The 26,041-nt window shown below is 61.9% G+C and carries 20 protein-coding genes and 4 tRNA genes; 17 read left to right on the top strand and 7 right to left on the bottom strand.

The features are described 5' to 3' along the window. From GYM67_RS04735 to hemH, 12 genes are all read left to right on the top strand, one after another. Nucleotides 1-603, top strand: a complete 603-nt coding sequence (locus GYM67_RS04735) for a DNA-3-methyladenine glycosylase I (RefSeq protein WP_220235849.1) — start codon at nucleotides 1-3, stop codon at nucleotides 601-603. 162 nt (nucleotides 604-765) lie between these two features. Then, nucleotides 766-3,687: an excinuclease ABC subunit UvrA gene (gene uvrA / locus GYM67_RS04730; protein WP_220237412.1), complete on the top strand. Its 2,922-nt coding sequence runs from the start codon at nucleotides 766-768 to the stop codon at nucleotides 3,685-3,687. Beyond that, a complete protein-coding gene (gene uvrC, locus GYM67_RS04725; RefSeq protein WP_220235848.1) occupies nucleotides 3,684-5,984 on the top strand; it encodes an excinuclease ABC subunit UvrC in 2,301 nt (766 codons plus the stop codon). Before uvrA ends, uvrC begins: the two co-directional genes overlap by 4 nt. Before the next feature lie 61 nt (nucleotides 5,985-6,045). Next, complete coding sequence (locus tag GYM67_RS04720; RefSeq protein ID WP_220235847.1) at nucleotides 6,046-7,029, top strand: shikimate dehydrogenase family protein; 984 nt, start codon at nucleotides 6,046-6,048, stop codon at nucleotides 7,027-7,029. After that, on the top strand, nucleotides 7,026-7,925 hold the full coding sequence (gene rapZ / locus GYM67_RS04715) for an RNase adapter RapZ (RefSeq protein WP_396019979.1): 900 nt from the start codon (nucleotides 7,026-7,028) through the stop codon (nucleotides 7,923-7,925). The genes GYM67_RS04720 and rapZ overlap by 4 nt, the downstream gene beginning before the upstream one ends. Nucleotides 7,926-8,045: 120 nt before the next feature. After that, nucleotides 8,046-9,005: a DNA-binding protein WhiA gene (gene whiA, locus GYM67_RS04710; RefSeq protein WP_220235846.1), complete on the top strand. Its 960-nt coding sequence runs from the start codon at nucleotides 8,046-8,048 to the stop codon at nucleotides 9,003-9,005. Between the two features lie 79 nt (nucleotides 9,006-9,084). After that, the gene (locus GYM67_RS04705; RefSeq protein WP_220235845.1) at nucleotides 9,085-10,281 is read left to right on the top strand and encodes a phosphoglycerate kinase; all 1,197 of its coding nucleotides are present in this window, start codon (nucleotides 9,085-9,087) and stop codon (nucleotides 10,279-10,281) included. A gap of 90 nt (nucleotides 10,282-10,371) precedes the next feature. Then, on the top strand, nucleotides 10,372-11,154 hold the full coding sequence (gene tpiA, locus GYM67_RS04700) for a triose-phosphate isomerase (RefSeq protein ID WP_220235844.1): 783 nt from the start codon (nucleotides 10,372-10,374) through the stop codon (nucleotides 11,152-11,154). A 60-nt stretch (nucleotides 11,155-11,214) separates the two neighbouring features. Then, entirely contained in the window at nucleotides 11,215-11,463 is a 249-nt protein-coding gene (secG, locus tag GYM67_RS04695; protein WP_220235843.1) for a preprotein translocase subunit SecG, read from the top strand. 288 nt (nucleotides 11,464-11,751) lie between these two features. After that, nucleotides 11,752-12,510 carry a hydrogen peroxide-dependent heme synthase gene (gene hemQ, locus GYM67_RS04690; RefSeq protein WP_220235842.1) on the top strand — a complete coding sequence of 253 codons (759 nt, stop codon included), beginning with the start codon at nucleotides 11,752-11,754 and terminating at the stop codon, nucleotides 12,508-12,510. Between the two features lie 4 nt (nucleotides 12,511-12,514). Beyond that, a complete protein-coding gene (locus tag GYM67_RS04685) occupies nucleotides 12,515-13,912 on the top strand; it encodes an MFS transporter (RefSeq protein ID WP_220235841.1) in 1,398 nt (465 codons plus the stop codon). Then, nucleotides 13,905-14,828, top strand: a complete 924-nt coding sequence (gene hemH / locus GYM67_RS04680; protein WP_220235840.1) for a ferrochelatase — start codon at nucleotides 13,905-13,907, stop codon at nucleotides 14,826-14,828. The genes GYM67_RS04685 and hemH overlap by 8 nt, the downstream gene beginning before the upstream one ends. 118 nt (nucleotides 14,829-14,946) lie before the next feature. Here the strand turns inward: hemH and tal are convergent, their stop codons facing one another. After that, nucleotides 14,947-16,056 carry a transaldolase gene (tal, locus tag GYM67_RS04675; protein ID WP_220235839.1) on the bottom strand — a complete coding sequence of 370 codons (1,110 nt, stop codon included), beginning with the start codon at nucleotides 16,054-16,056 and terminating at the stop codon, nucleotides 14,947-14,949. Nucleotides 16,057-16,212: 156 nt separating this feature from the next. Then, nucleotides 16,213-18,315 carry a transketolase gene (gene tkt / locus GYM67_RS04670; RefSeq protein ID WP_220235838.1) on the bottom strand — a complete coding sequence of 701 codons (2,103 nt, stop codon included), beginning with the start codon at nucleotides 18,313-18,315 and terminating at the stop codon, nucleotides 16,213-16,215. A gap of 184 nt (nucleotides 18,316-18,499) precedes the next feature. On the opposite strand from tkt, the gene hrcA reads away from it, so the two are divergent. Further along, the gene (hrcA, locus tag GYM67_RS04665) at nucleotides 18,500-19,573 is read left to right on the top strand and encodes a heat-inducible transcriptional repressor HrcA (protein ID WP_220235837.1); all 1,074 of its coding nucleotides are present in this window, start codon (nucleotides 18,500-18,502) and stop codon (nucleotides 19,571-19,573) included. 84 nt (nucleotides 19,574-19,657) lie between these two features. Next, on the top strand, nucleotides 19,658-20,794 hold the full coding sequence (gene dnaJ, locus GYM67_RS04660; RefSeq protein WP_220235836.1) for a molecular chaperone DnaJ: 1,137 nt from the start codon (nucleotides 19,658-19,660) through the stop codon (nucleotides 20,792-20,794). Nucleotide 20,795: 1 nt separating this feature from the next. On the opposite strand, the gene GYM67_RS04655 is transcribed toward dnaJ, so the two are convergent. Continuing rightward, nucleotides 20,796-21,590, bottom strand: coding sequence for a fructosamine kinase family protein (locus GYM67_RS04655; protein WP_220235835.1), 795 nt, complete (start codon nucleotides 21,588-21,590; stop codon nucleotides 20,796-20,798). A 145-nt stretch (nucleotides 21,591-21,735) separates the two neighbouring features. Here GYM67_RS04655 and GYM67_RS04650 point away from each other — a divergent pair, with 145 nt between their 5' ends. Both GYM67_RS04650 and GYM67_RS04645 read left to right on the top strand, forming a co-directional pair. Continuing rightward, entirely contained in the window at nucleotides 21,736-22,611 is an 876-nt protein-coding gene (locus tag GYM67_RS04650) for an undecaprenyl-diphosphate phosphatase (protein WP_220235834.1), read from the top strand. A gap of 723 nt (nucleotides 22,612-23,334) precedes the next feature. Continuing rightward, nucleotides 23,335-23,988 carry a helix-turn-helix transcriptional regulator gene (locus GYM67_RS04645; RefSeq protein WP_220235833.1) on the top strand — a complete coding sequence of 218 codons (654 nt, stop codon included), beginning with the start codon at nucleotides 23,335-23,337 and terminating at the stop codon, nucleotides 23,986-23,988. Between the two features lie 653 nt (nucleotides 23,989-24,641). Here GYM67_RS04645 and GYM67_RS04640 read toward each other — a convergent pair. From GYM67_RS04640 to GYM67_RS04625, 4 genes are all read right to left on the bottom strand, one after another. After that, a tRNA-Val gene (locus tag GYM67_RS04640) sits at nucleotides 24,642-24,714 on the bottom strand. A 31-nt stretch (nucleotides 24,715-24,745) separates the two neighbouring features. Then, nucleotides 24,746-24,817: transfer RNA gene (locus GYM67_RS04635), tRNA-Val, on the bottom strand. 21 nt (nucleotides 24,818-24,838) lie between these two features. Beyond that, nucleotides 24,839-24,909: transfer RNA gene (locus GYM67_RS04630), tRNA-Cys, on the bottom strand. A gap of 27 nt (nucleotides 24,910-24,936) precedes the next feature. Further along, nucleotides 24,937-25,009, bottom strand: a tRNA-Gly gene (locus tag GYM67_RS04625). Nucleotides 25,010-25,171: 162 nt separating this feature from the next. On the opposite strand from GYM67_RS04625, the gene GYM67_RS04620 reads away from it, so the two are divergent. Continuing rightward, complete coding sequence (locus GYM67_RS04620; protein WP_220235832.1) at nucleotides 25,172-26,002, top strand: PAC2 family protein; 831 nt, start codon at nucleotides 25,172-25,174, stop codon at nucleotides 26,000-26,002. The last annotated feature ends 39 nt before the right edge of the window (nucleotides 26,003-26,041 follow it).

Genomic DNA, 26,041 nt, shown 5'->3' with positions numbered 1-26,041 from the left:
ATGGCCGAACCTTTATGTCGATGCGACTGGGCTCAGGTGAACGATCCGCTTATGCGCAGCTACCACGACCATGAGTGGGGCCGCCCCCTGCACGGCTCTCAGAGGCTCTTCGCCATGCTCTCCCTAGAGATATTCCAGTGCGGACTCAGCTGGCAGCTGGTCCTGCGCCGTCGCCAGGCCCTCTTCAAAGATTTCGAAAACTTCGATGTTCAAGCGGTCTCCGCTTTCGACGCCGACCATATCGACCGACTCATGGCCGATCCGGCCATCATCCGCAATAGAGGGAAAATCGAAGCCACGGTCGCCAATGCCGCCCTGATCGCCCGCCAATTTCCCGGGGAGGCATTCGACCGCTACTGCTGGTCCTTCACCGGCGGGCTGACCATCAACCACGACTACCCGGACGATCCGTCCATACCGCGTTACGACCACCTGTCAGTCATCGTCTGCAAGGATATGCGCGACCTGGGGCTGCGCTTCCTGGGTCCGGTGACGGTCCATTCGTTCCTCCAAGCGGCCGGCATGATCAACGACCATCAAAATGGCTGCTTCCTCAACGGCTGTGGTCGACCGCCCCTGGATGCGCCTGCACCTGCCATCTAAGCCGTCATCGAACACCTGTTCGAATTATTCGGTCCCGGCGATATCATGGTCAGGCTTTGGCCTCAGCCTTGGCCATGGGTCTTCAGGGAAGCGGATGGGAAGCACGTGAAGCAGCAGAACAAGCCTAAATCGACAGTGGACGCGGCCATCGAGAACCCGCGCATGATCGAATCCAAGGGGTCCTTGGTGGCGGACCTGTCCATGGTGCCCAACGACCGCAAAATAGTCATCCAAGGCGCCCGGGCGCACAACCTCAAGAACGTCAACCTGTCCATACCCCGCAACCGGATGGTGGTCTTCACCGGCCTGTCGGGCTCCGGCAAGTCCTCCCTGGCTTTCGACACCCTCTTCGCCGAGGGTCAGCGCCGCTATGTGGAGTCCCTCTCTGCCTATGCCCGCCAGTTCCTGGGCCAAATGGACAAGCCTGACGTGGACTTCATCGAGGGCCTGAGCCCGGCGGTCTCCATCGACCAGAAGACCACCAACCGCAACCCCCGGTCCACCGTAGGCACCATTACCGAGGTCTACGACTACCTGCGTCTGCTCTTCGCCAGGACAGGCATTCCCCACTGCCCGGTCTGCGGGGCCGAGGTGCGCGCCCAGTCGCCGCAGCAGATCGTCGACACCCTCATGTCCAGACCCGTGGGGACCCGCTTCCAGCTGCTAGCCCCAATCGTCAAGGGCCGCAAGGGCGAGTTTGTGGAGACTCTGGAGCTTCTGCGCTCCGACGGTTACTCCCGGGCCGTCATCGACGGAGAAATGCACCAGCTGTCCGACTCCATCAAGCTGACCAAGCAGAAAAAGCACACCATTGAGGTGGTAGTGGACAGGCTGGTTATTCGGGAAGGCATGCGCCAGCGGCTGACCGACTCCGTGGAGACCGCCCTGCGACTGGCCAAGGGCACTGTGGTGGCCGACTTCGTGGATTTGGATGCCAAGGATCCCGAGCGTCGCCAGCCGTTCTCAGAGAAGCGGTCCTGCCCCAACGGCCACGAGCTGGAATTGGACGAGATCGAGCCTCGGACCTTCTCCTTCAACGCCCCCTACGGAGCCTGCCCGGCCTGCACCGGTCTGGGATTCAACCTGGAGATCGACCCTGAGCTGGTGGTGCCCGACCCGGAGAAGAGCCTCAAAGACGGTGCTGTGGAGCCCTGGAGCGGCACCAAGAGCCAGCAGCGCTTCTACGGCCACCTGCTGGACGGCCTGGCCAAAGAGATGGGCTTCTCCACCTCGACTCCCTGGAAGGACCTGCCCGAGGACGTTCGTCACGCCGTCATGTACGGGCATGACTTCAAGGTGGACGTCTCCTACCGGAACCGCTGGGGCCGGCTGCGCGAATACACCACCGGGTTCGAGGGCGTGGTCCGCACCCTGATGCGTCGCCATGACGAGACCGACTCGCAGCCTATGAAGCAGTATTACGAGTCCTATATGCGCGAGGTGCCCTGCCAGGTCTGCCAAGGCAAGCGTCTGAAGCCCGAGGTCCTGGCCGTGACTGTGGACGGGCTCTCCATCGCCCAGGTCTGCGACATGGCCGTGTCCGTCAGTCTGAAGTGGATTGAGAGCCTGCACATGGAGGGCGCCCAGGCCAAGATCGCCGGGGAAGTCCTCAAGGAGATCCGCGCCCGCTTGCGCTTCCTCAACGACGTGGGACTGAACTACCTGACCTTGTCCCGGGCGGCAGCCACCCTCTCCGGCGGTGAAGCCCAGCGCATCCGTCTGGCCACTCAGATCGGCTCGGGCCTGGTGGGCGTTATGTACGTGCTGGACGAGCCTTCCATTGGCTTGCACCAGCGGGATAACGACCGGCTAATCAAAACCCTGCAGCGGCTGCGCGACCTGGGCAACACACTGATTGTGGTCGAACACGACGAGGACACCATCCGCCAGGCCGACTGGCTGGTCGACATCGGCCCGGGAGCAGGCGAACATGGCGGTGAAGTCATCTTTTCCGGGCGCTCGCAAGATCTGGCCAAAGCCTCCCGCTCAATCACCGCTGACTACATCGCCGGTCGCCGTTCCATCGAGGTGCCCAAGCGCCGCCGCAAGACCAGCCGCACCCGCCAGCTGACCGTGGTGGGGGCTCGGGAGAATAACCTGAAGAACCTCAAGGTCTCCTTCCCCTTGGGGGTCATGACCCTGGTAACCGGTGTCTCCGGCTCCGGCAAGTCCACCCTTGTCAACTCCATCCTCTACCCCGTCCTGGCTGACCAGCTCAACAATGCCCGCATCGTGCCCGGCAAGCACACCCGAGTGGAGGGCGTGGACCAGGTGCGCAAGGTCATCCATGTGGACCAGAACCCGATCGGCCGCACCCCGCGATCCAACCCGGCCACCTACACCGGCGTCTGGGACAAGATTCGCCAGCTCTTCGCCAAGACCCCGGAGGCCCAGGTGCGCGGCTATGGTCCTGGCCGCTTCTCCTTCAATGTCAAGGGCGGCCGCTGCGAGACCTGCCACGGTGACGGAACCATCAAGATCGAGATGAACTTCCTGCCCGACGTCTACGTGCAGTGCGAGACCTGCCACGGCAAGCGCTACAACAGGGAGACCCTGGAGGTCACCTACAACGGCAAGACCGTCTCGGATGTGCTGGATATGCCCATCGAGGAGGCCGCGCGCTTCTTCAAGGCCTATCCCTCCATCGCCCGCTACCTGGACACCCTGGTGGACGTAGGCCTGGGCTACATCCGCCTGGGCCAGCCGGCGCCCACCCTGTCCGGAGGCGAGTCCCAGCGGGTCAAGCTGGCCACCGAGTTGCAGCGGCGCTCCGACGGCAAGACCGTCTACATTCTGGACGAACCCACTACGGGCCTGCACTTCGAGGATGTCCGCAAGCTGCTCAAGGTTCTTCACGGCTTGGTCGACAAGGGCAATACGGTCATCGTCATCGAACACAACCTGGACGTGATCAAGACCGCCGACTGGATCATCGACCTGGGACCCGAGGGCGGCGACGGCGGCGGCACCGTGGTGGCCAAGGGCACTCCCGAGCAGGTGGCCGCCAATCCGAACAGCTGGACCGGCAAGTACCTGAAGCCCATGCTGGATCCAGCCAAGGTAGCCAAGGCCACACGATCATGACCCGCAGCTGCTTCGAGCGGCACACGCCGCAGGTATGGCGACGCACCGCCCAAGCCCTGGAGGAGGAGTCCGCCACCGGCACCACGACCGGCGTCAACAGGAACGGCGCACCCCTGCTGGGCGACAGTCGGGACCTCTTCCGCCCTAAGACCTCGGACATTCCCGCCCAGCCGGGCGTCTATAAGTGGAGGGACGGCGACGGCCGGGTCATCTACGTGGGCAAGGCCAAGAACCTGCGCAACCGTCTGACCAACTACTTCCAGCCCCTGGAAAACCTGCATCCACGCACCCAAACCATGGTGCTGACGGCCCGGAGCCTGGAGTGGACCGTGGTGGGCACTGACCTGGAATCCCTGACCCTGGAATACACCTGGATCAAGGAGTTCGACCCCCGCTTCAACGTCAAGCTGCGCGACGACAAGACCTACCCCTACCTGGCCGTCTCCGTGGGGGAGGAGTTCCCCCGGGTCTGGATGACCCGTGTGCGCAAGCGGCACGACACCCGCTACTTCGGCCCCTACGCCAAGGTCTGGGATATGAAGCACACCCTGGACGCTCTGCTCAAGACCTATCCGGTGCGCACCTGCACCCCCGGCGTCTTCCGCAGGGCCAAGCTCAGCGGCCGTCCCTGCCTGCTGGCCTCCATCGGCAAGTGCTCGGCCCCTTGTGTGGGCCGGATCAGCGCCAGCGATCACCGTCGTCTGTGCACGGAGCTGACCGGGGTCATCACCGGCAGACTGGGTAAGAGCTACCGGGCCGGGCTGACCAGAAACATGCAGAAGGCCAGCAAGGATCTGGACTTCGAGAAGGCCGCCCGCCTGCGCGACCAGATTGCCATGCTGGACACGGTCATTGAGCAGAACGCCGTGGCCTTCGCATCCAACGTGGATGTAGACGTTTTCGGCGTGGCCTCGGACGAACTTGAGGCCTCGGTCCATGCTTTCTTCGTCCGCTCTGGAGCCATCCGCGGCGAACGCAACTGGAGCGTGGAGCGGGTCGAGGACGTCTCTGACAGCGAGCTGATCAGCGACCTGCTGGTGCAGGTCTACTCGGACCTGATGAATGAGAACGACAGCGAGCTGCACAAGCTACCCGGGAATTCCGATACGCCCGTCTCCATCAGCCAGGACAGGGATGCCATGGGGTCCACCCAGAAGGTCACAGCCCTGGATGCCGAGTCACGGGCCAAGGCCACCAGGAGCCGACACCGCCATCAGGACCTGACCGGACGTGCCGACCTGCTGGCCCCCATCTCGCCAGTGCCTCCCGAGGTCATTGTCCCAGTCCAGCCCGACCGGACCGGCGACCTGCAGGAGTGGCTGCGTCAGTTGCGCGGGTCAGCAGTGACCATCCGAGTGGCCAGCCGGGGCGAGAAGAAGTCACTGATGGACCGGGCCAACGCCAACGCCCGTCAGGCCCTGCAGCGCAGCAAGCTCAGCCGCATGAGCGACATGGGCACCCGCACCCAGGCCATGAACGACGTGGCCAAGGCACTGGGCCTGGACCGAGCCCCGCTGCGCATCGAGTGCTACGACATCTCCAACACCGTAGGCGGCCAGTTCCAGGTGGCCTCCATGGTGGTCTTCGAGGATGCTGTCCCCAAGAAGTCCGAATACCGTCGATTCGCCATTCGCGGCGAAGACGGCAGGGGCGCTGTGGACGATATGAGCGCCATCTACGAGACCTTGACCCGGCGCTTTCGTCACGGCAACATCGCGGGCGACAGCGGCGACAGCATGGAGGCCGAGCGAAAGGCCAGCGGCAAGGCACCCGAGTTGGTGGAGCAGGAGGAGGGGGCCATCGTCCAGCAGAACGCCGCCGCCCGCCACTTCGCCTACAAGCCCAACCTGGTCGTGGTCGACGGTGGCAAGCCCCAGGTGACCGCTGCAGCCCGGGCCCTGCACGACTGTGGTGTGGACGATGTGGCCCTGTGCGGCTTGGCCAAGCGCCTGGAGGAGGTTTGGGTGCCTGACGACGACTATCCCATCATCCTCAAGCGTCAGTCCGAGGGCATGTACCTGCTGCAGCGGGTGCGGGATGAGTCCCACCGCTTCGCCATCACCTACCACCGGCAGACCCGGCGCAAGGGTGCCCTGCGGTCGGCCCTGGATGAGATTCCGGGCATCGGCCCCGCCTACCAGAAGAAGCTGCTCAATCACTTCGGCTCAGTCAAACGCATGCGTCAGGCCTCCCAGGAGGAGTTGGAGGCCGTCAAGGGCATCGGTTCAGCCAAGGCCGAGGCCATCTACCAGGCCTTGCACAGTGACCAGGATCAGGCCGGGGGCAGCCGGCGATAAAATGGCTCAAGAGGCTGGCAAAGAGCCGTGCCCTGATCCTGATTGGTGCGTGATTGCAGATATGAATGGGCCTGATCACCGTTGTGCCGTCCTGGGCGACCCCATCAGCCACTCCCTTTCGCCTCTCCTGCATCGTTCAGCTTATGCGGCACTAGGCCTGGACGGCTGGCGCTACGACCGTGTGCGCATGGACGCTGACGACCTGGCAGATTTTATCCACGGCCTTGACCCGTCCTGGGCCGGTCTCAGCCTGACCATGCCCTTGAAGAGTGCTGTCGGCCCCTTGGGCGGCTTTTGCGACTGCTGGTCTAAGACCCTAGGAGTAGCCAACACAGCAGTCTTCCAGCAGGGCGGCCACGCCAAGGGCTTGTCCCTCTACAACACCGACGTGGAGGGAATCGTGGCCGCCCTGCTGGAAGTTGCCGACCGCTGCCGGGCCGATGAAGACCCTGAGGATCTGGCCGCCCTGCTGGAGGCAGCCGGTCAGGGTCGGCAGGGCCAGCTTCCCGGCCAACCGTACGGGAGAGCGCAGGCCCTGGTCATCGGCAACGGGAACACAGCCGAGTCCGCTTTCTGCGCCTTGAAGGTGCTGGGGGTCGAACGTGTAGATCTATTGGCTCGCAACCCAGAACACTGCGACCACTTGCTCGACCTTGCCTCACGACTGGAACTGCCCAAACCAACCGTCATCGCCATGGGCCAGGCTGAGGCAGCCGACAAGGGCCTGACCAGGGCCGACATTGTCGTCTCCACCCTGCCCTCGGGTGCAGCAGACCCCCTGGCCGATTTGCTCAGTACAGCTGAAGCTCCCGAGGCCAAGGAAGCTGATGATGGCGGACGCTTGGGCCCGGTCCTGCTGGATGTGGTCTATGACCCTCGGCCCACTCCGCTTATGAAGGCCTTCTGCCGCCGGCCTGGCGCCCGGACCATCAGCGGTGAACGAATGCTGCTCTATCAAGCCGTGCGTCAGGTGGCACTGATGACCGACAGACCCTTGGCCACTATTCCGGTGTCCGCTATGGACCAAGCCTTGAGGGAGGCATGACGGTGACGACGGAAAAACCGCCTTTCGCAGGCTTCGAGGTACTGCTGATCACGGGCATGTCCGGCGCAGGCCGCTCCCGCGCTGCCGACTCCATGGAGGACATGGGCTGGTATGTGGTCGACAACATGCCCCCACGCCTGCTGGTGCCCCTGGTCGACATGATGACCTCGGCCAGAAGCTCCCTGCACCGCCTGGCTGCGGTTATCGACGTCCGTTCCCGCTCTTACTTCGACGACCTGTCGGCCGTGCTCAGCCATCTGGACGACCTCGGCGTGCGCTGCCGCATCCTCTTTTTGGATGCCTCCGACCAGGTGCTGGTCAAGCGCTATGAGTCCGTCCGCCGACCCCACCCCCTGCAGGGCTCGGGCCGCCTGATCGACGGCATCCAGGAGGAGCGCCGCCTGCTGAGCGGGCTCAAGGAGCGTGCCGACATGGTCATCGACACCTCCAACTTGAGCATCCATCAGCTTTCCACCCGCCTGTACGAAATGGTCCTGGGCTCCGGCCCGACCACCGTGGGCGTGCACATCATGAGCTTCGGGTTCAAGTACGGCTTACCCATCGATGCCGACTTCGTGGCCGACGTACGTTTCCTGCCCAACCCCTACTGGGTCCCTGAACTGCGGGACTTGAACGGTCATGACGGCCCGGTTCGGGACTATGTGATGGCCAGCAAGGGCGCCAAGGAGTTCCTGGCTGCCTACACCACCGCCATTCTGACCGCACTTGGAGGCTATGCACGCGAGGACAAACACTATGTGACCATCGCCTTTGGCTGCACTGGCGGACAGCACCGCTCAGTGGCCATGGCCGACGCTCTGGCCGCCCGTCTGCGATCCTGCGGAATGGAGGTGACCGTCTCGGCCCGCGAGCTGCCGCACCGTTCCCGCGGATAGCCAAAGGCGCAATTTGTCCAAGATATTCGGTATCACAGTAATCCGGTGGTCGGCGTGGCAGGTGTGTCGCGCGGCCAAGAAGTATTCATTTTTTAGTATTTTTTCGTAGGAGGACGGCTCTTGGCCCTACTTGATGATGTCAAAAGCGAGCTGGCCGCGATTGACAACGAACCCCCCTCTGCCAAGAAAGCACAATCGGCGGCCATGATCCGCTTCGGTGGCGGTCTGCACATCATTCAACGCCACATTGTGGTGGAAGCGCAATTCGACTCCCTGCTGGCAGCGCAGTGGTTGCAGAACACCATCAGGGACGTCTACGGCCATGATTCCGATCTGATCCAGGTCAAGAGGCAGGCCCCTACCGGCAACCTGACCCGCTACTCGGTCCGTGTGCTACGGGCGGGCGGCGCCTTGGCCCTGCAGACCGGACTGCTGGACCGCCGCAAGCATCCGGTTCGTGGTCTTCCCGCCGACATCGTCTCCGGCAACATCGCCCAGGTCAAGGCCGCGTGGAGAGGGGCTTTTCTGGCCCACGGGGAGCTGTCCGACCCGGGCAAGGCCTCCTACCTAGAGATCGTCTGTCCTGGATCCGAAGCCGCCTTGGCCCTGGTGGGCGCCGCCCGCCGCCTGGGCATCAACGCCAAGGCCCGTCAGGTGCGCAGCTCCGAGCGCGTCACCCTGCGCGACCCGGACGTCATCGAGCGCATGCTCAACCTGATGGGCGCCCCCAAGTCCTCCAGGGAGTGGACCGGCAAGCGCAGCGATGGGGAGTCCCGCGGCAAGGCCAACCGCCTGGCCAACTTCGACGATGCCAATATGCGCCGGTCGGCCAAGGCTGCCGTCGAGGCCAGCGCCAAAGTCACCAAAGCTTTCGAAATCCTTGGCGACGACATACCTGAGAATCTGCGTGCGGCCGGCCAGCTTCGTCTGGATCACCGAGAGGCCTCCCTCGAAGAGTTGGGCCGCCTTGCCGACCCACCGGTCACCAAGGATGCCATCGCCGGACGTATCCGCCGTCTGCTGCAGCTGGCCACCAAAGTCGAAAAGAAGAAGACCGAGGAACTGGCCAAACAAGAGTGAGATAGCTCACACAGGTCGGTCTGCCTGAGTACCATGGCAGGGGAGCGGGCGCATTGACCCGCGGTCAGAAAGGATACGCATGAAAACACTGAAGAGCCTCGGTGATCTCAAGGGCAAGCGCGTGCTCGTCCGCGCGGACTTTAACGTGCCGCTGGACGGCACCACCATTACGGACGACGGCCGCATCCGCGCCGCCTTGCCAACAATCAAGCAGCTTCGTGACCAGGGCGCCAAGGTTATCCTCATGGCCCACCTGGGTCGGCCCAAGGGCAAGGTCGTTCCCGAGCTGAGCCTGGCCCCCGTGGCCGCTCGCCTCAGCGAGCTGCTGGGCGTGCAGGTTCCTCTGGCTGAGGACACTTATGGCCCAGATGCCCATGCCAAGGTGGCCGCCATGAACGACGGCGACGTGGTTCTGCTGCAGAACGTGCGCTACAACCCCGAGGAGACCAGCAAGGACGAGGCCGAGCGTGACGCCTACGCCCGCAAGATCGCCGACCTGGGCGACGTCTTCGTCTCAGACGGCTTCGGCGTAGTCCACCGCGCCCAGGGCTCAAACTACTCCGTGGCCAAGTTCCTGCCCTCCGCAGCAGGCCTGCTGGTCGAGAAGGAAGTCAAGGCACTATCCAAGGCGACTGAGAACCCCGACCGGCCCTTCACTGTGGTCTTGGGCGGCTCCAAGGTCTCTGACAAGCTGGGCGTCATCGAGAACCTGCTCAGCAAGGCCGACCGTCTGGTCATCGGTGGCGGCATGGTCTTCACCTTCCTCAAAGCTGAAGGCTATGAGGTCGGCTCCTCACTGCTGGAAGAGGATCAGGTCGACACTGTCAAGGGCTACATTGCCACTGCACGCGAGAAAGGCGTGGAGCTGGTCCTGCCCACCGACATCGTGGTGGCTGACGAGTTCAAGGCGGATTCACCCCACCAGGTGGTTCCCGCCGATGGCATCCCTGCAGACAAGATGGGTCTGGATATCGGCCCTGACTCCCAGAAGCTCTTCCATGACAAGATTGTGGACTCCAAGACCGTGGTCTGGAATGGACCCATGGGCGTCTTCGAGTTCCCGGCATTCGCCGATGGCACCCGGGCTGTGGCCCAGGGCCTGGTCGATGCCACTAAGGCTGGAGCCTTCACCATCGTCGGTGGCGGCGACTCTGCCTCGGCCGTGCGCAACCTCGGCTTCCCTGAGGACGGCTTCTCGCACATTTCCACCGGTGGCGGTGCCTCGCTGGAGTTCCTTGAGGGCAAGGAGCTTCCGGGTCTGAAGGTGCTGGAGTAAAATCGGCAGACAAGCGGGCAATGCCGGGTCACCGGGTTTCGCATCCGGCGGCCCGGCATTGCTGTTGGTACGCGGATGGAAAGGTCTGGTATGGCACGCATTCCCCTGGTGGCCGGCAATTGGAAGATGAATTTCGACCACCTGGAAGCCACCTATTTCGTGCAGAAGCTGGCCTGGCTCCTGCGCGACGCCCACTTCGACCGCAGGCGCTGCCAGGTGGCTCTGATGCCCGCCTTTACCGCCCTGCGTTCCGTGCAGGTGCTGGTTGAGGCCGATAACCTGCCCATCGAGTATGGGGCCCAGGCTGTCTCCGTCACTGCCCAAGGGGCCTTCACCGGGGATGTGTCCGCCGACATGCTGGCTCAGTTGGGTTGCAACTATGTCATCGTGGGCCATTCAGAGCGGCGCAAGTACCATCCCGAGGACGATGCCAACATCGTCGACCAGGTCCGAGCCGTTCTGGCTGCAGGCATGAAGCCCATCCTCTGCGTGGGGGAGAGCTACGAGGAGCGCCGTCAGGGCATCCAACTTGACTTCGCCGTTGGTCAGGTCAACGACGTCACCCGTGACCTGGCCAAGGAAGACATGGAAAACCTGATCGTGGCCTACGAACCGGTCTGGGCCATTGGCACCGGCATGGTGGCCACTCCTGACACGGCCCAGCAGGCCGCCCGGGCAATTCGCGACCATATCTCAAGCACATTTGGAGAGCCTGCCGGCCAGGCCGTACATATCCTCTACGGCGGCTCGGTCACCTCCAAGAATGCCTCCCAGATGATCACCCAGCCGGACGTGGACGGCTTTCTGGTGGGTGGCGCCTCCCTGGATGTGGAGGAGTTCGCGCGGATTGTGCGACTGGCAGCTAAGGGCTGATGCGTTTTTCCTCGGGTGTATGTATACTAGTCCCGAGTTCCTTACATGGAGGTATGTGCCGTGACCATTGTCAAGATTGTGCTTCAAGTCGTCGTCATCATCGCCAGCATACTGCTGACCATGCTGATTCTGCTGCACAAGGGCAAGGGCGGCGGCCTATCCGATATGTTCGGCGGCGGAATCGGCTCCAACGCCGGCACCTCGGGCGCAGCCGAGAAGAACCTGAATCGGCTGACCATTATTGTGGCTCTGATCTGGGTGGCCATCATCATCGCCTTGGACCTCATTTCCAAGTACAAGTTGGCCTGATTTCAGCAACCAATACATGAAATACCTGACCCCGGCAGTGACCGGGGTTTTTCCTTATCCGGGTGTCCTATTCCTATGACTGCTTCTTTTTAACTGCTCTCTTTATAACTGTTTTCTCCAGCAATAGCGCGAGGCTCATAGTCCTTGACCATTACCACAATATGTCATTCACAATGCAGCGATAATCCAACGAATCAGCCGCCTGAAGGATAGAGTAAAAAATGGTGTGCCCAACGAGCGGCGCATCACACAATGTCGTGCAAGCTAAGCAAGCGAAAGGAAGTGCTCATGGCTGAGCAAGCTGCACCGAGCCTGGAGGGCTGGTTCTGTCTCCACCTCTTCTGGAAAATCGATTGGGCCAAGTGGCGTCGAGTGCCGCAGGACGAACGCCGGGAATGTCTGAAAGAGTTCAAAGCCCTGGCCGCACAGCTGGAAGCGGTGCAGTCCCAGGGCCAGGGAAGCCACTACTGGTTCCAGGTCAACGGGCAAAAGGCCGACCTGGGCCTGATGGTCCTCAGGGAGACCCTGGACCAGCTGCAGGGGGTCGAGACCTCCCTGGAGAAGCTGCGCCTGTCCGATTATCTGGAGCCGACCATCTCCTATGTTTCCGTCACTGAGGTGGGCCTCTACTCGGGCAAGCCAACCACAGACCGAGGCTGGTCCTACGTCAATGCGAGCCTTCACCCCAAGACTCCCGACAAGCGCTACATCTGCTTCTACCCAATGTCGAAGACCCGCGTCCCCGGCGCCAACTGGTACACGCTGCCCTACAACCAGCGCAAGGCCTACATGCATGACCACGGCAAGATCGGCCGCTCCTACGCTGGCAAGGTCTCCATCATCCTGACAGGATCCATCGGCCTGGATGACTACGAGTGGGGTGTCACCCTGTTCGCTGACGATCCTCTCGAGTTCAAGAAAATTGTCACTGAGATGCGCTACATCGAAGCCAGCTCCATCTACGGCGAATTCCCTTACTTCCTGGTAGGCACTCGGGCTGATCCTGAGCGCATTGACAGACTGTTCACGGACCAGATTGGACAGTAACACCATGCCGACAGGGGAGAGAAGATCGATCCTTTCCACGCCCATATGGTTCTTCATGGTCATCGTCTTCATCACCCAGCTGGATGGGGGAGCAGTGCCGACCATGCTGCCGTCCATCACCCGGACCTTCGGCCTGACCACCATGGGCTCCTCTTGGGTGGTCGGACTTTACACCCTGGGCCTGGTGGTGGGTACCCCCATCACCTCCAACCTCTCCGATGCCCACGGGACCAGGAAGGTCTTCCTCTGGGAGCTGGCCTTCTGGTTCCTTGGATGTTTGATGACTGCGGTCTCGCCCAACTATACGGTCATGCTGCTGGGCCGGTTCATCCAGTCGCTGGGAGACAGCGGCATCATGGTCCTGTCCATGAACGTCCTTCTGCAGCGCGCCCGCAGGAACGACCAAGGCAGGAGGGTATCCACGGTGGGCATCATCGCCGGTCTTTCCGCCATGGTCAGCCCGGTCCTGTCTGGCGGGCTCTTGGGCGTCACCCACGGATGGCGGGCCTACTACTTCATGATGCTGCCCTTCCTGGCCATTTTGTTTATTTTGGCCTGGTTCATGATGGGCGACTCCCAGACTGACCGTGCCTGGAAGATCGACTACTTGGGCCTGGGCTCCTTCAGCATCGCTTTGGCTCTGCTGATGGTGGCGATCACTTTCCTCCAGTACGGAACCACCTATCTGGCCCTGATCATCGGATGCCTCCTGATCGCAGTGGCGGCCGGCGCGGTCTTCCTTGTGCATGAACGTAATCTGGGCGATTCCAAGGAGACCATGCCCTTCCTGCCCATCCGCCTGCTGAAGCTGCCCTCCTATGGGATCACCCTGCTGCTGGGAACGCTGGGAGGCATGTTCTTCTCCCTCTTCGTCTACATCCCAACCTATGTACACTCCGTATTCGGGCTTCCGGTCCGCTCAGCCGGCATGGTCATGGTCGGCGTTGGGCTCGGCTCCGTGGTCGGATCCTGGCTGGGCGGGCTCCTGGTCGACAAGTTCGGCTTCCGGACGACGCTCGTCCTCTCATCGTCGCTGATAGGCCTGATGGCCTTGGTGATCACACTGACCCTTCATGACCTGCAGCTCTTCATGCTCATGTCCTTCCTGATGGGGGTCGGCATGGGCTCGATGATGTCCTCGCCGCTCCAGGTCATCGCCGGAAGGCTGGCCGGACTCGAGAACCGTATGCAGGCCATAGGCGGGTTGTCCGCTTGCAAGAAGATCGGCACTACCATCGCCCCCCTGCTCTTCGCCTCGGCCATTGAACTTGGCAAGGTGGGCGGACAGGCTGGTCTGGCCTCTTACAGGAACATGTTCCTGGTGGTCATCGTCATAGCCCTGGTCAATATCGGCCTGACAAACTGCATTCCATTTTCACAGAAAGAAGTCGCTGATGACTGAACCTACAGCTGTCCTCCTCATGGCGTACGGCACCCCCTACCAGGAGTCAGACATCAAGGGGTACTACACCAACATCCGCCACGGGCAGGAGCCACCCAAGCCGCTCATGGACCAGCTGATCGGCCGCTACAAGGCCATCGGCCTGCCCTCGCCCCTGGCCAGGATCACCAGAGCCCAGCGCGACGGTCTTCAGGCTGCGCTGGACAAGGCCCATCCCGGCGCCTACAAGGTCTACGAAGGTTTGAAATACATCGCACCCTTCATCAAGGATGCAGTCGACCAGATTGCCGCCGAAGGCATCACCAGGGTGATTGGCCTGCCGCTGGCCCCTCAGTATTCCTCCTATTCGAGCGAGGACTACCACAACCGCGCCCGCAAGGCCATCGAGGCCCATCCGAGCATGGAATATCTGCCGGTGCGGTCCTGGTGGAACCACCAGGCACTGATCCACTTCTGGAGCGATCAGCTGGTGGCCAAGAAGCATCTGACCGACAGGCCAGACGCTAAGGTGATCTTCAGCGCCCACTCCCTGCCCCTGCGCATCATCCAGGGAGGGGACCCCTACAAGGATGAGGTCATCGGCCTATCCAATGCCGTGGCTCGGGCCGCCGGCCTCAATGAGGAGCAGTACATACTGGCTTGGCAGTCTGCAGGCCGCACCCAAGAGCCTTGGATCGGTCCTGATTTCGTCGAGGTGGCCAAGGATCTGATCACCAAGAGCGGCATGAAGACCATCGTCTCCGCCTCCATCGGCTTCATCGCCGACAACCTGGAAATCTGTTATGACGTGGACATTGAGCTGACCAAGGCCATTGAATCAGCCGGCGGCACCCTGACCAGGTTGAACTTGCCCAACGACAGCTCCGCCCTGATTGGCGCCCTGCAGCAGGTGGTCGAAGAGACCAAGACAGAGTAGTCGTATAAGAGTAGTCACATATCTACTTGAAATTTTGTTGAGATATCGATTGTGCCCCGCCGGTTTGAACCGGCGGGGCACAATCGATAGTCGCTCGCGACGGCTGTCAGTCAGGCGCTCAGCCGTTGACGCGATCGATGCCCTTCTGTACGTCGGAGAGGACCGAATCCCAGGAGTCGATGAAGGCGGCGACGCCATCGGCCTCCAGCTTGTCGGTCACGTCCTTGATGCTGATGCCCAGGTCAGCCAGCTTCTGCATCACCTGGTGGCTCTCCTGATAGGTGCCTTTGACCGAGGGAGCGCCATTGCCGTGATCAGCCAGAGCATTCAGGGTCTTCTCTGGCATGGTGTTGACCACGTCAGGGGCCACCAGCTCGTCCACGTACTTGCAGTCGGAGTAGGCGGCGTTCTTAGTGCCGGTGGAGGCCCAGAGCGGACGCTGACGTTTGGCGCCCTTGGCTTCCAGGCCAGCCCAGCGAGGATCGCTGTCAAAAGCCCTCTCGAAGAGTTCATAGGCCAGGCGGGCATTGGCCACAGCGGCCTTGCCCTCCAGGGACTTGGCCTCGTCAGATCCGTTGGCCTCCAACAGTTTGTCAACCGCAGTATCCACGCGGGAGACGAAGAAGGAAGCGACCGAGCCCATGTGCTTCAGGTCATGGCCGTTCTTGTCAGCCTGGACCATACCCTCTATGAAGGCGTCGATGACCTGCTTGTAGCGCTCCAGGGAGAAGATCAGGGTCACGTTGACTGAGATGCCCTTGGCCAGAGTGGCGGTGATGGCGGGTAGGCCCTCCAGGGTAGCGGGAATCTTGATCATGGCGTTGGGCCGGTCGACCTTGTTCCAGAGCTCTTCGGCCTGCTTCTCGGTCTCTTCTGTGTTGTGGGCCAGACGAGGATCGACCTCGATAGAGACGCGTCCATCCACGTAATCGGTCTTCTCAGCAACCTCGCGGAAGATGTCGGTGGCGTTACGCACGTCGGTTGTGGTTAGCTCGCGGACGGCCTCCTCAACGGGTATGCGACCCAGTTGCTTGAGCTGTTCGTCATAGGGGCCCACCTGGCTCAAGGCCTTCTGGAAAATCGAGGGGTTGGTGGTCACGCCCACCACATTGCGCTCGGCGATCAGCTGCTGCAGATTGCCCGACTCGATGCGGGTGCGGCTCAGGTCGTCCAGCCAGATCGAGACACCTGAATCGCTGGTGCGCTGGGTGTTTGCATTTTCTGCCATCTTGTCACTCCTTATTTGGGTTCCCGATGGAATCACATTCACTATGCTCTACCGGGAAGTCTATTTCTGTATTCCCCCAGGCCCGCGTTTCGGACGTGCTCTGCAGGGGAGGGGGCCGGCGTCGCGGACGGCCCCCGATTAATCACGATGCCGGGTTCAGCGTGCCCGACGGACTTCCTCCAGGGAGGCCTGTGCTGCTTCGACCACATGATCGGCGGTGATGCCCAGGTCGCGCATGTTCTCGTCGCCGCTGCCCTGCAGACCGAACTGCTCTATGGAGACGGGCTTGCCATAGCTGCCCAGGTACTTGTACCAGGGCGTAGCCAGGCCAGCTTCAACGGAGACGCGAGCCTTGACGGAGGCGGGCAGAACAGCTTCCTTATACTCGTCGTCCTGTTCCTCGAACCACTCAAGCGAGGGCACGGAAATGACGCGGGCCTTGACGCCTTGCTCAGCCAGGGTCTTGGAGGCAGCCACAGCGAGCTGCACCTCGGAGCCGGTGGCCATGATCAGTACATCCGGCTGGCCCTCGGTGTCGACCAGCACGTAGGCGCCCTTACGAACGCCTTCACGGGCCTTGGCCTTGGTCTCCTTCAAGGTGGGCACGCCCTGCCTGGTGAGAATCATGGCTGTGGGATGGGTGTTGCCCTTCTCGAAGAAGGCGCGGTAAGCCTCAGCGGTCTCGTACTGGTCGGCCGGGCGCACAACCTCCATCTGAGGGATGGCACGCATGACGGTCAGGTGCTCGATGGGCTGGTGGGTGGGGCCATCCTCGCCCAGGGCCACGGAGTCGTGGGTCCACACATACAAGTTGGGGATGTCCATCAGAGCCGCCAGACGCACCGAGGGGCGCTCATAGTCGCTGAACTGGAAGAAGGTCCCGTTGTAGGGCCTGGTGTCCGAACCCAGCAGGATGCCGTTGGTGATGGCGCCCATGGCGAACTCGCGCACGCCAAAGTGCAGCTGGCGGCCGTACTTGCTGGCCTTGGGCCACTGGACGGTTTCGTCGGCCTCAGGAGCGAAAGAGACAGCACCGTTGATGTTGGTGTTGTTGGAGCCGCCCAGATCAGCGGATCCCCCCCAAAGCTCGGGCATGATGGGGGCCAAGGCGTTGATGGCTGCGCCGGAAGCCTTGCGGGTGGCCACCTTGGAGCCGGGCTCGAAGCCAGCCTCCAAGTCGTCCAAAGCCTTGTCGAAGCCCTCGGGCAGCTTGCCGGCATGGATGCGGTCGTAGAGGGCAGCCTTGTCGGGGTTGGCCTTGCGCCAAGCCTGGAACTTCTCGTCCCAGTCCTTGTGGGCGGCTAGGCCGCGCTGAGCGACCTCGCGTGCGTGAGCCAGGGCCTCCTCGTCGATCTGGAAGCTCTGCTCAGGGTCGTAACCCAGGGTTTTCTTCAGGGCGGCGACGGCCTCAGGGCCCAGGGCAGAGCCATGGGCTGAAGGATCGTTGGTCTTACCGGGGGTCGGCCAGGCCATCAGGGTGTCCACCTTGATGAACTTGGGCCGGTCGGTGACCTGCTCAGCCTTCTCCAGGACGGCAGCCAGGCCCTCGACATCCTCCTTGTAAGAGCCGTCGGGCTGGATGAAGCTGAACTCGTCGGTGTACCAGCCGTAGGCCTGGTAGCGTTTGAGGATGTCCTCGCCCAGGGAGATGCGGGTGTCGCCCTCGATCTGGATGTGGTTGGCGTCGAAGATGACGGTCAGGTTGCCCAGGCGCTGGTCGCCGGCCAGGGAGCTGGCCTCGGAGGAGACGCCCTCCTCGACGTCGCCCTCGCCGCAGATGACCCAGACCTTATGGTCGAAGGGGGACTGCCCCTCGGGTGCGTCAGGATCCAGCAGACCACGCTCGTAACGCTGACCATAGGCGAAGCCCACAGCCGAGGCCAGACCCTGGCCCAACGGGCCGGTGGTCATCTCGATGCCGGGGGTCAGGCCGTACTCGGGGTGACCGGGGGTCCGGGTGCCTGCGGTGCGGAAGCGCTTCAGATCGTCCAGGGTCAGTCCGTATCCGGAGAAGTAGAGCTGCACGTACTGGGTCAGCGAGGCGTGGCCGCCGGAAAGAATGAACCGATCACGCCCAACCCAGTCGGGGTCGTTGGGATCGTGACGGATGAAGTGCTGGTAGAGCGCGTAGGCGATGGGCGCCAACGAAATAGGGGAACCAGGGTGGCCGCTTCCGGCCTTCTCGACCGCGTCGGCCGAGAGGACCTTGGCCATCTTGACAGCCCGCTCATCAAGTTCGGACCATGTGAAATCTGCCATATGGTGCTGCTTTCCTTCCAATCTAGAGGTCTTCATGTTCGACTTGTGTCGAAAATGTTCGATTACCTTCACAATGCGTTTCCATCGTATCGGTTTGAGACGACACAATTCGGCTCTTCGCGCGACGTTTTGGCACTCTCATGGCCCGAGTGCTAATAATGAAATCATGACGGAAGGAGCGACATTGCCTAATACCAGACGCATGCTGGTGCTGCGCGCGGTCGTCGAGGACTACATTCGTTCTCGTGAGCCGGTAGGGTCGGGTTCGCTCACCAGAAGTCATCAGCTTGGAGTCAGCTCCGCCACCGTGCGCAACGACATGGCGGCCCTGGAGAGCGAGGGCTACCTGGTTCAGCCCCACACCTCGGCCGGCCGCATCCCCACCCAGAAGGGCTACCGTTACTTCGTCGACAAGTTGGCCACCATCGTGCCCCTGTCCGCAGCCCAGCGCCGGGGCATCAACGCTTTTCTGTCTGGGTCGGTCAACCTGGAGGACACCCTGCAGCACGCCGCTCAGCTTCTGGCTCAGATTACCGGGCAGATCGCCGTGGTGGCCTCGCCCTCCCTGGCCAGCTCGAACCTGCGCCGGGCCGAGCTTATAGGACTGAGCCGGGGGACCGTACTTATGGTGGTAATCACCGATACCGGCCGGGTGGTCCAGCGCACCCTGCACGGGCCCCTGCAGGAGGACCCGAACGCCTTGGCGGACCTGTCCGACCAGATCAACCGGCAGTGCCAGGACCTGCCCCTGGACCGTGCAGCCGACCGCTGCCGCATACTGGCCGACTCCCTTACCGAGGGCCGCGACAAGTCCACGCTGCGCCTGGTGGCTGCGGTCTTCGACGAGATGGCCACCCGAGAGCAGACCAGTGGCCTCTACATGGCCGGCACCTCCCAGCTGACCCACAGCCAGGCCGTCTCCTTGGGGGACTTGGGCTCGCTGCTGGACGCCTTGGAGGAGCAGGTGGTGCTCATGCGGCTCATGCGGGCCCAGAGCGAGCTTTCGCGCGAGAGCAACGGGGTCAGCGTGGCAATCGGCACCGAGACCCGGACTCCCGAGCTAGTCCACGCCTCGGTAGTCACTAGTGGATACGGACATGCCAGGTCCAGGCAGACCGACGGCTCAGAAGCCGACGAGCCAGTGGCCTTCGTAGGCTCCATCGGCCCGACCCATATGGACTATCCGGCGACCATGAGCGCGGTTCGTGCCGTGGCCTCGTATTTGACCGGTTTCCTGGCCGGCGACGGGGAGCCATGACCGTTAAGGCAGCGGCATAAGTCATAGGTATCGTGGGCCCATGCAACTATGGGTCGAGAGGGCATCAAACGAAAAGGATGATCGGTGGCAGATTACTACGAGGTTTTGGGAGTCGAGCGCGGCGCGAGCGATCAGGACATCAAGCGTGCCTATCGCAAAATGAGCCGCAAGTACCACCCGGACATCGCCGGGCGTGAATACGAGGACAAGTTCAAGGAGGTCAACAGCGCCTACGAGGTGCTCTCGGATCCTGAGAAGCGGCGCATGTACGACGCGGGCGTGGACCCCAATGACCCCCAGGCCTCCCAGGGAGCCGGCCCCTTCGACATGGGCGACGTCTTCAACCAGTTCTTCGGCGGCGGCTTCGGTGGCACGACCCAGGGACCCATTCCGCGCACCCAACCCGGTCGGGATGCCCTGGCCCAGGTCTCTGTGGACATGAAGACCGCCATCTTCGGCGGTGTGGTACGCACCCCCATCAGCACCTATGGCCTCTGTCAGGAGTGCGGCGGATCGGGGGCCCAGAAGGGGACCTCACCAGTGACCTGCCCTGTATGCCATGGCAAGGGCTATGCCCAGAAGGTGGTGCGGACCCTGCTGGGGCAGATGATGAGCCAGGCTCCCTGCGAGCGGTGTGAGGGCCACGGCACCGTCATCGAGCACCCCTGCCCGGTCTGCAACGGCCACGGCCGTGTACGCACCCGCCGCGAGGTGGGCGTCAACGTGCCGGCAGGCGTGGCCGACGGCTCACGCCTGCGGTTGGCCTCCCAAGGCGAGGTGGGCGAAGGCGGCGGAGCGGCCGGCGACCTGTACGTGGACATCGCCATCAAGCCCGACAAGCACTACACTCGCAGTGGCCAGGACCTGCACTGCTGGATCGCCGTGCCCATGACCTGGGCCGTGCTGGGCCACCAGGTGGACCTGGAGACATTCGACGGCCAGCGACAGGTGGAGATTCCCGTCGGCTGCCAGCCCGACCAGGAAATCACCATCAAGGGCCTAGGTGTCACCAGACTGGGCAACCGGGAGGAGCGCGGCGACATCATTGTCCACGTGCTGGTCCAGATCCCCACCAAGCTGGACGACAATCAGCGCCGCCTGATTGAGGACTTCGCCGACAGCCACGACTCCGAAGCCAAGCAGGTCCCGCAGAGCGCCAAGCCTGCCGGAGCCGGAGGCCGCAAGGGAATATTCGGCAAGCTCAAGGACATCTTCAGCTGAGTCATCCCAGCAGCGACCGGCACATGGACCGATATTCGCTCACATAGCCGCCGCCGAAGAAGGCGCAGTGCCCGGCGATGGCGTAGAGTTGCCAGAGCGTAGTCCGGTTCTGGTAGCCGGCCACCAGGGGATGCACGCTCTGGTAGCCGTCCAGGATCTGCCCTAGGTAGGGGATGCCGAACAGCTGCAGCATGGCCAGGTCTTCCTCACGGTGGCCTCCGTGGGCCGCAGGGTCGATCAGGACAGCCTGTGTCTGCCCGTCTTTCCTGGCCCACATGACGTTGCCGCTCCACAGGTCCCCGTGGACCCTGGCGGGCTTGTCATCGGCGGCGGCACCCAGCAGTTCCGGCAGGGCCTGGATCACTTCTTGGGTCATCTTCATGTCCTCGCGGTTCAGCGCCCGCCGATCCATGGCCATGCCCACCATGGGCTCCAGCCGTCCCTTGGCCCAATAGGTGGCCGGGTCGTCCCAGGCGCCCACGTCCATGGGCAGCGGATCCTGCAGGGGCCCGAAGTAGCAGGTGCCCGTGTAGCCCTCGGGCGCAGAGCCGAAGTGGTCGGCCCCGACATCATGCATATGGGCCAGCTGGGCGCCAAAGCGGTAGGCCGCGCCAGACGTGGGGGAGGCGGAGGTTACCTCCTCAATGTCCAAATAGTCCGGGCCCCAATCGTAGACATCCACCACTCGGGGACCGCCCTGCGCCTGAGCCTGGCCCAGCCATTGCAGACCGCGCCCTTCGCACTCGAAGAATCCCGCCGGGGCCCCGCCCCTGGATTTTCTGTAGGTCTTGGCCATGATGATCCACACCCCTAATCGTCGAGTCGTCGATTCCGACAAGATCCATTGTGGGCATTCTGCGAGACATGCCCGCCCCTTGGCTCTTCCTGCCCTGCGCGGTGGCTATGCTTGCCATTGTTGTCCGACATAGCAAGAGGGGTCCATGAATTTCTTCGAAGCCATTCTGTTCGGCCTGGTGCAGGCCCTGACGGAGTATTTTCCCGTCTCATCCAGCGCCCATATCCGCATCGTGGGCGGCCTGCTGGGCCAGGACCCGGGCGCGGCCTTCACAGCCATCATTCAATTCGGCACCGAGCTGGCGGTTCTGCTCTACTTTCGGCATGACATTGTCCGCATATTGACCCACTGGTTCCGTTGCCTGGCTGGCAAGGACGGCTCCTCCTGGCGGGAGCGGATGGGCTCCAAGGACCATGACGCAGCATTGGGCTGGTACATCATTCTGGGAACCCTGCCCATCGTCGTGGCGGGACTGCTCTTCCAGAAGATAATCGAGACCAAGCTGCGCAATCTCTGGATTACCGTGGTGGTACTGATCGTCTTTGGCCTGCTGCTGGACTACTTCGACCGCCATGGCCGTCAGACCAAGGAGATCCGGCAGATGAACGCCCGTGATGCCCTGCTCTTCGGCATCGGGCAAATGCTGGCCCTGATCCCCGGCGTATCCCGTTCGGGCGGCACCATGACCTTCGGCCGCGGCTTGGGCTATACCCGCGAGGCCGCAACCCGGGTCAGCTTCCTCATGGCCATTCCCGCTGTCTTCGGCGCCGGAATCCTAGAGACGGTCAAGTCCTTGAAAAACATCAATGCAGATGCTGCTTTCCCCGGCTGGGGGGCCACCATCTGCGCCACCGTGGTCAGCTTTCTGTTGGGCTACATCGTTATCATCGCCTTTTTGAAGATCGTTTCACGCTTCTCCTACCGGGGATTTGTCATCTACCGAATCGGCCTGGCAATCTTCGTGGCCATCATGCTCATGGTCGGCGCCCTGCCTGCCGTGGGCGGCGTTGCAGCCAGCTGACCCCCTGATGAAGAACTTCGCCGAGGATCAGACGATCCCAATGCCGCGTGACAGCATTCTTTCATGTACTGCCCGTGGTTTCGCGGCAGTGGAGTCAGCACACAGACCTGCATGCATTGCGCGGCCAACGGGGATCCCGATTTTTTCTGGGAGATTTGCAACGGTTGTGCCATATAGGTTTGGCCTGTAATAGCTCATGACGGCACTGGTGCTGATGCCCCTCCTCATAGTAAATGGCAAACAAGGCCATCCAGGGCATGGCAGGCTTCAGGGCCTTCTGACATCGACACACGTGATCAGGCTCACATTGAGTTCACATCCTGCCTGAAATCCATAACGAGGACCAGCAATCAGCTTCCGGAATCATTGACTTTCCCGGGATTTTTGGGAATCTGTGCTTACTCCACATGCCCGATTCAGGAATATCGGTCATAAAGGGCACCCGCCCCGGACGACCAGCCGGGCAGCAAAAGCAGCTTTTAACCATCATCTTGCGTTAACATGAAAATCCCTCGGCGCTTGGTTACCCCCGTGGATCAGCTGGGCCATGGACGGCGGACCGGGAGCCGAAGTGCAAAAGAGAAGGTCTAGTATACGGAACTAGAGGAAGCCGTCTGGCAGGTATAGAAGTAATGGAACATATCACTCCCTCCCAAGCCTTTCGCTTCCCGCAGCACCAACCGGCGGCTACAAACCGCCCTGTTAGGATGTTGAGGATCAGCCATGCATTTCACAGTTGACAACCTTGAAGAGATTTTTCCCCTTGCAGAATTCATGGCCGATTCCTTCGGCCCCATGGCCGAGATCGCCGTGCATGACATCACTCGCCTCGAGAATACCATAGTGTTTATTCGCAATGGTCAGCTTTCCGGACGCACCCTGGGCGACACCGTGACCAACCAGACCCGCCAACTGGCCATGCGGGCCGAACGTGATGGGGCCGACTTCGTCTCCGACTACCGCGGGCGCCGCCTGAACATGCACGAGTTCCGCGTCTCCTCATACCTGATACACGACAGGCAGCAAACCGTCATCGGCCTGCTCTGCATCAGCATCAACATCACCGAGCTGCAGCAGGCGGCCCATGTGCTGCAGACTCTGACCGAAACCGACTCCGACGATGTGCAGATCTCCACAGAAGCCTCCCGCAGCCACATGACTGAAGAGCCTCAGGAGAACATCCGCAGGATCACCAGGGAGGCGGTCCGCCAGTTCAACATTCCCATGGATAAGCTGACCAAACAGGACAGGCTGAACATCATCAGCAACATCAAGGACCGAGGCATTTTCCTGATCAAGGGCGCGGTAGGAATTGTGGCACCCGAACTCAGGATATCCATTCCCACCCTCTACCGGTACTTGCAGGCCTTGAAATAGGGACCAAAACAGCTAATAAGTAAAACCCCCGGCGGCAGGAGAGGGGGGTATAATTCTGCGCCGCCGGGGGAGCTTTACATCACGGCCGCCGTGAATTGCACGACAACCGGAACGCGACCCGACACGCGGGCCACGCAAGTATCACATAGGTAGAACAAAGAGTCCACGGTTTCCTCAAGCTGTGGGGGGAATGACAGATTCAGCCACGGCAACGACTTGCCCTCATAGGCCCCGGCCTTTCTGCATGCTATCACCTCGTTAAGGACACCTCGGGTTACTCCTGTTTCTGGCAGGTCCCCCGACCTGCAGATAAGAGTAAATTATCACAAAGCCACGGACATGCCAAGCGTTCGGTTCAAAGTCTGAACCTAATACGAATGATGTTCATCGTCCGAACTCGCAGCAGTCAGGAAATAGAGCGCACGATCTGGTTCAAACAGGGGAATATCGGATGTCCGTCGATGGGAGACGCCCAAGACAGGGGGCCAAAGCCGTGCCGCGGCATTGAGAAAACCGGTTTGAACCACCACAAATAAATTATTAGCCAAAAAGCCCATGACCAGAAGAGCCCGATAGGACAAAAAGCGGATCAAACATCCCTGCCTACTAATGGATTTTCAGAGAGAAGATGGGGGAGAAACTATGCATCCAGGTGGGCGATGCAGGAATCGAACCTGCGACCCCTTCGGTGTGAACGAAGTGCGCTAGCCGCTGCGCCAATCGCCCGGATTGGGAAAGACCACCGAAGTGATCCTCGTGGGCGATACTGGATTCGAACCAGTGACCCCTTCCGTGTCAGGGAAGTGCGCTACCTCTGCGCCAACCGCCCGGGTCATTCTCGTTTCGAGAGAGGTGGGTACGAGAGTCGAACTCGTCTATACGGCTTTGCAGGCCGCTGCCTAACCGCTTGGCTAACCCACCGTATTGGTTAAACTGCTCGAAACCTCGAGCGGGCAACGGGACTCGGACCCGCGGTCTCGACCTTGGCAAGGTCGCGCTTTACCAACTAAGCTATGCCCGCACATTCAACTTTCACCCTAGCGGTGACTGCCGAAGCACGTTGCACTACTGTAGCGTAGACCCTCGCACTTGGCAAAGAGCGCGTGTCGCCGCGTCATAGAGCCACCCTCCGCTGACGGCAAAGCCGCGAAATACAAGGCTTCCTACCGGTAGGGTGAGAGGTATGAGTGAAGAAGCCAGGCAGCACAGCACCATGGTGGCCGCCTTCGATGGCTGGAACGATGCGTGCTCAGCCTCGACCAACGTCATCCGCCACCTGTTGAACGTCTACGAGTCCCACGAGATCGGCAGCATTCCGGGCGACGGGTTCTACGACTACCAGATGTCAAGGCCCATGCTCTGCCATGTGCAGGGTAGGCGGCGGATTATCTGGCCCTCCACCAAGATCTACCGTGTGCAGATTGATGACACCCACACCCTCCTGCTGGAGATGGGCCCGGAGCCCAACTACCACTGGAGCGACTTCTGCCGGCGCAGCATTCATTGGGCCGAAGACGATGAGGCGGAGGCCATCATCACCCTGGGTGCCATGTTCGCCGACTGCCCCCATACCAGGCCCCTGCCCATCGACGATCTGGCTGGCGACCAGCCGAAGACCGACACCGACGGCCACTCCGGCCCAATAGGCATCCCCACCGTCCTGGATGCTCTTGCCACCCAGGACGGCTACAGCACCGAGTCTATATGGGTATCTGTGCCACAGTATCTGGGCAGCGACGAGTGCGCCCAGGGTACCTTGCAGCTGCTGCAAAGACTCTCGGCCATGCTTGGGGTCCACCTTGACGAGGGGGAGCTGCCCCGCAAGGCAGCCGAGTGGAAGGCCCAGGCCGGAATGCTGTTGCGCTGCAATGACGACCTGGCCAACTACGTCCACCGTCTGGAGATTGATGCCGACCAGGCCCATATGGACGAGCCGGCCGCCGAAGAGCTGATCCGGGAAGCCGAGGACTACCTGCGTTCCATGGGCAACAAAGGCCCCTCCTTGTCTGAGTGACGACTTAGGCTGTGGCTCGATAACCATGTCCAGCCTGCA

Source organism: Bifidobacterium asteroides, assembly GCF_019469425.1.
Classification (GTDB): domain Bacteria; phylum Actinomycetota; class Actinomycetes; order Actinomycetales; family Bifidobacteriaceae; genus Bombiscardovia; species Bombiscardovia asteroides_I.
Note: the sequence above shows the minus strand (reverse complement) of the source record. Positions and strands in the feature narration are given on the sequence as shown.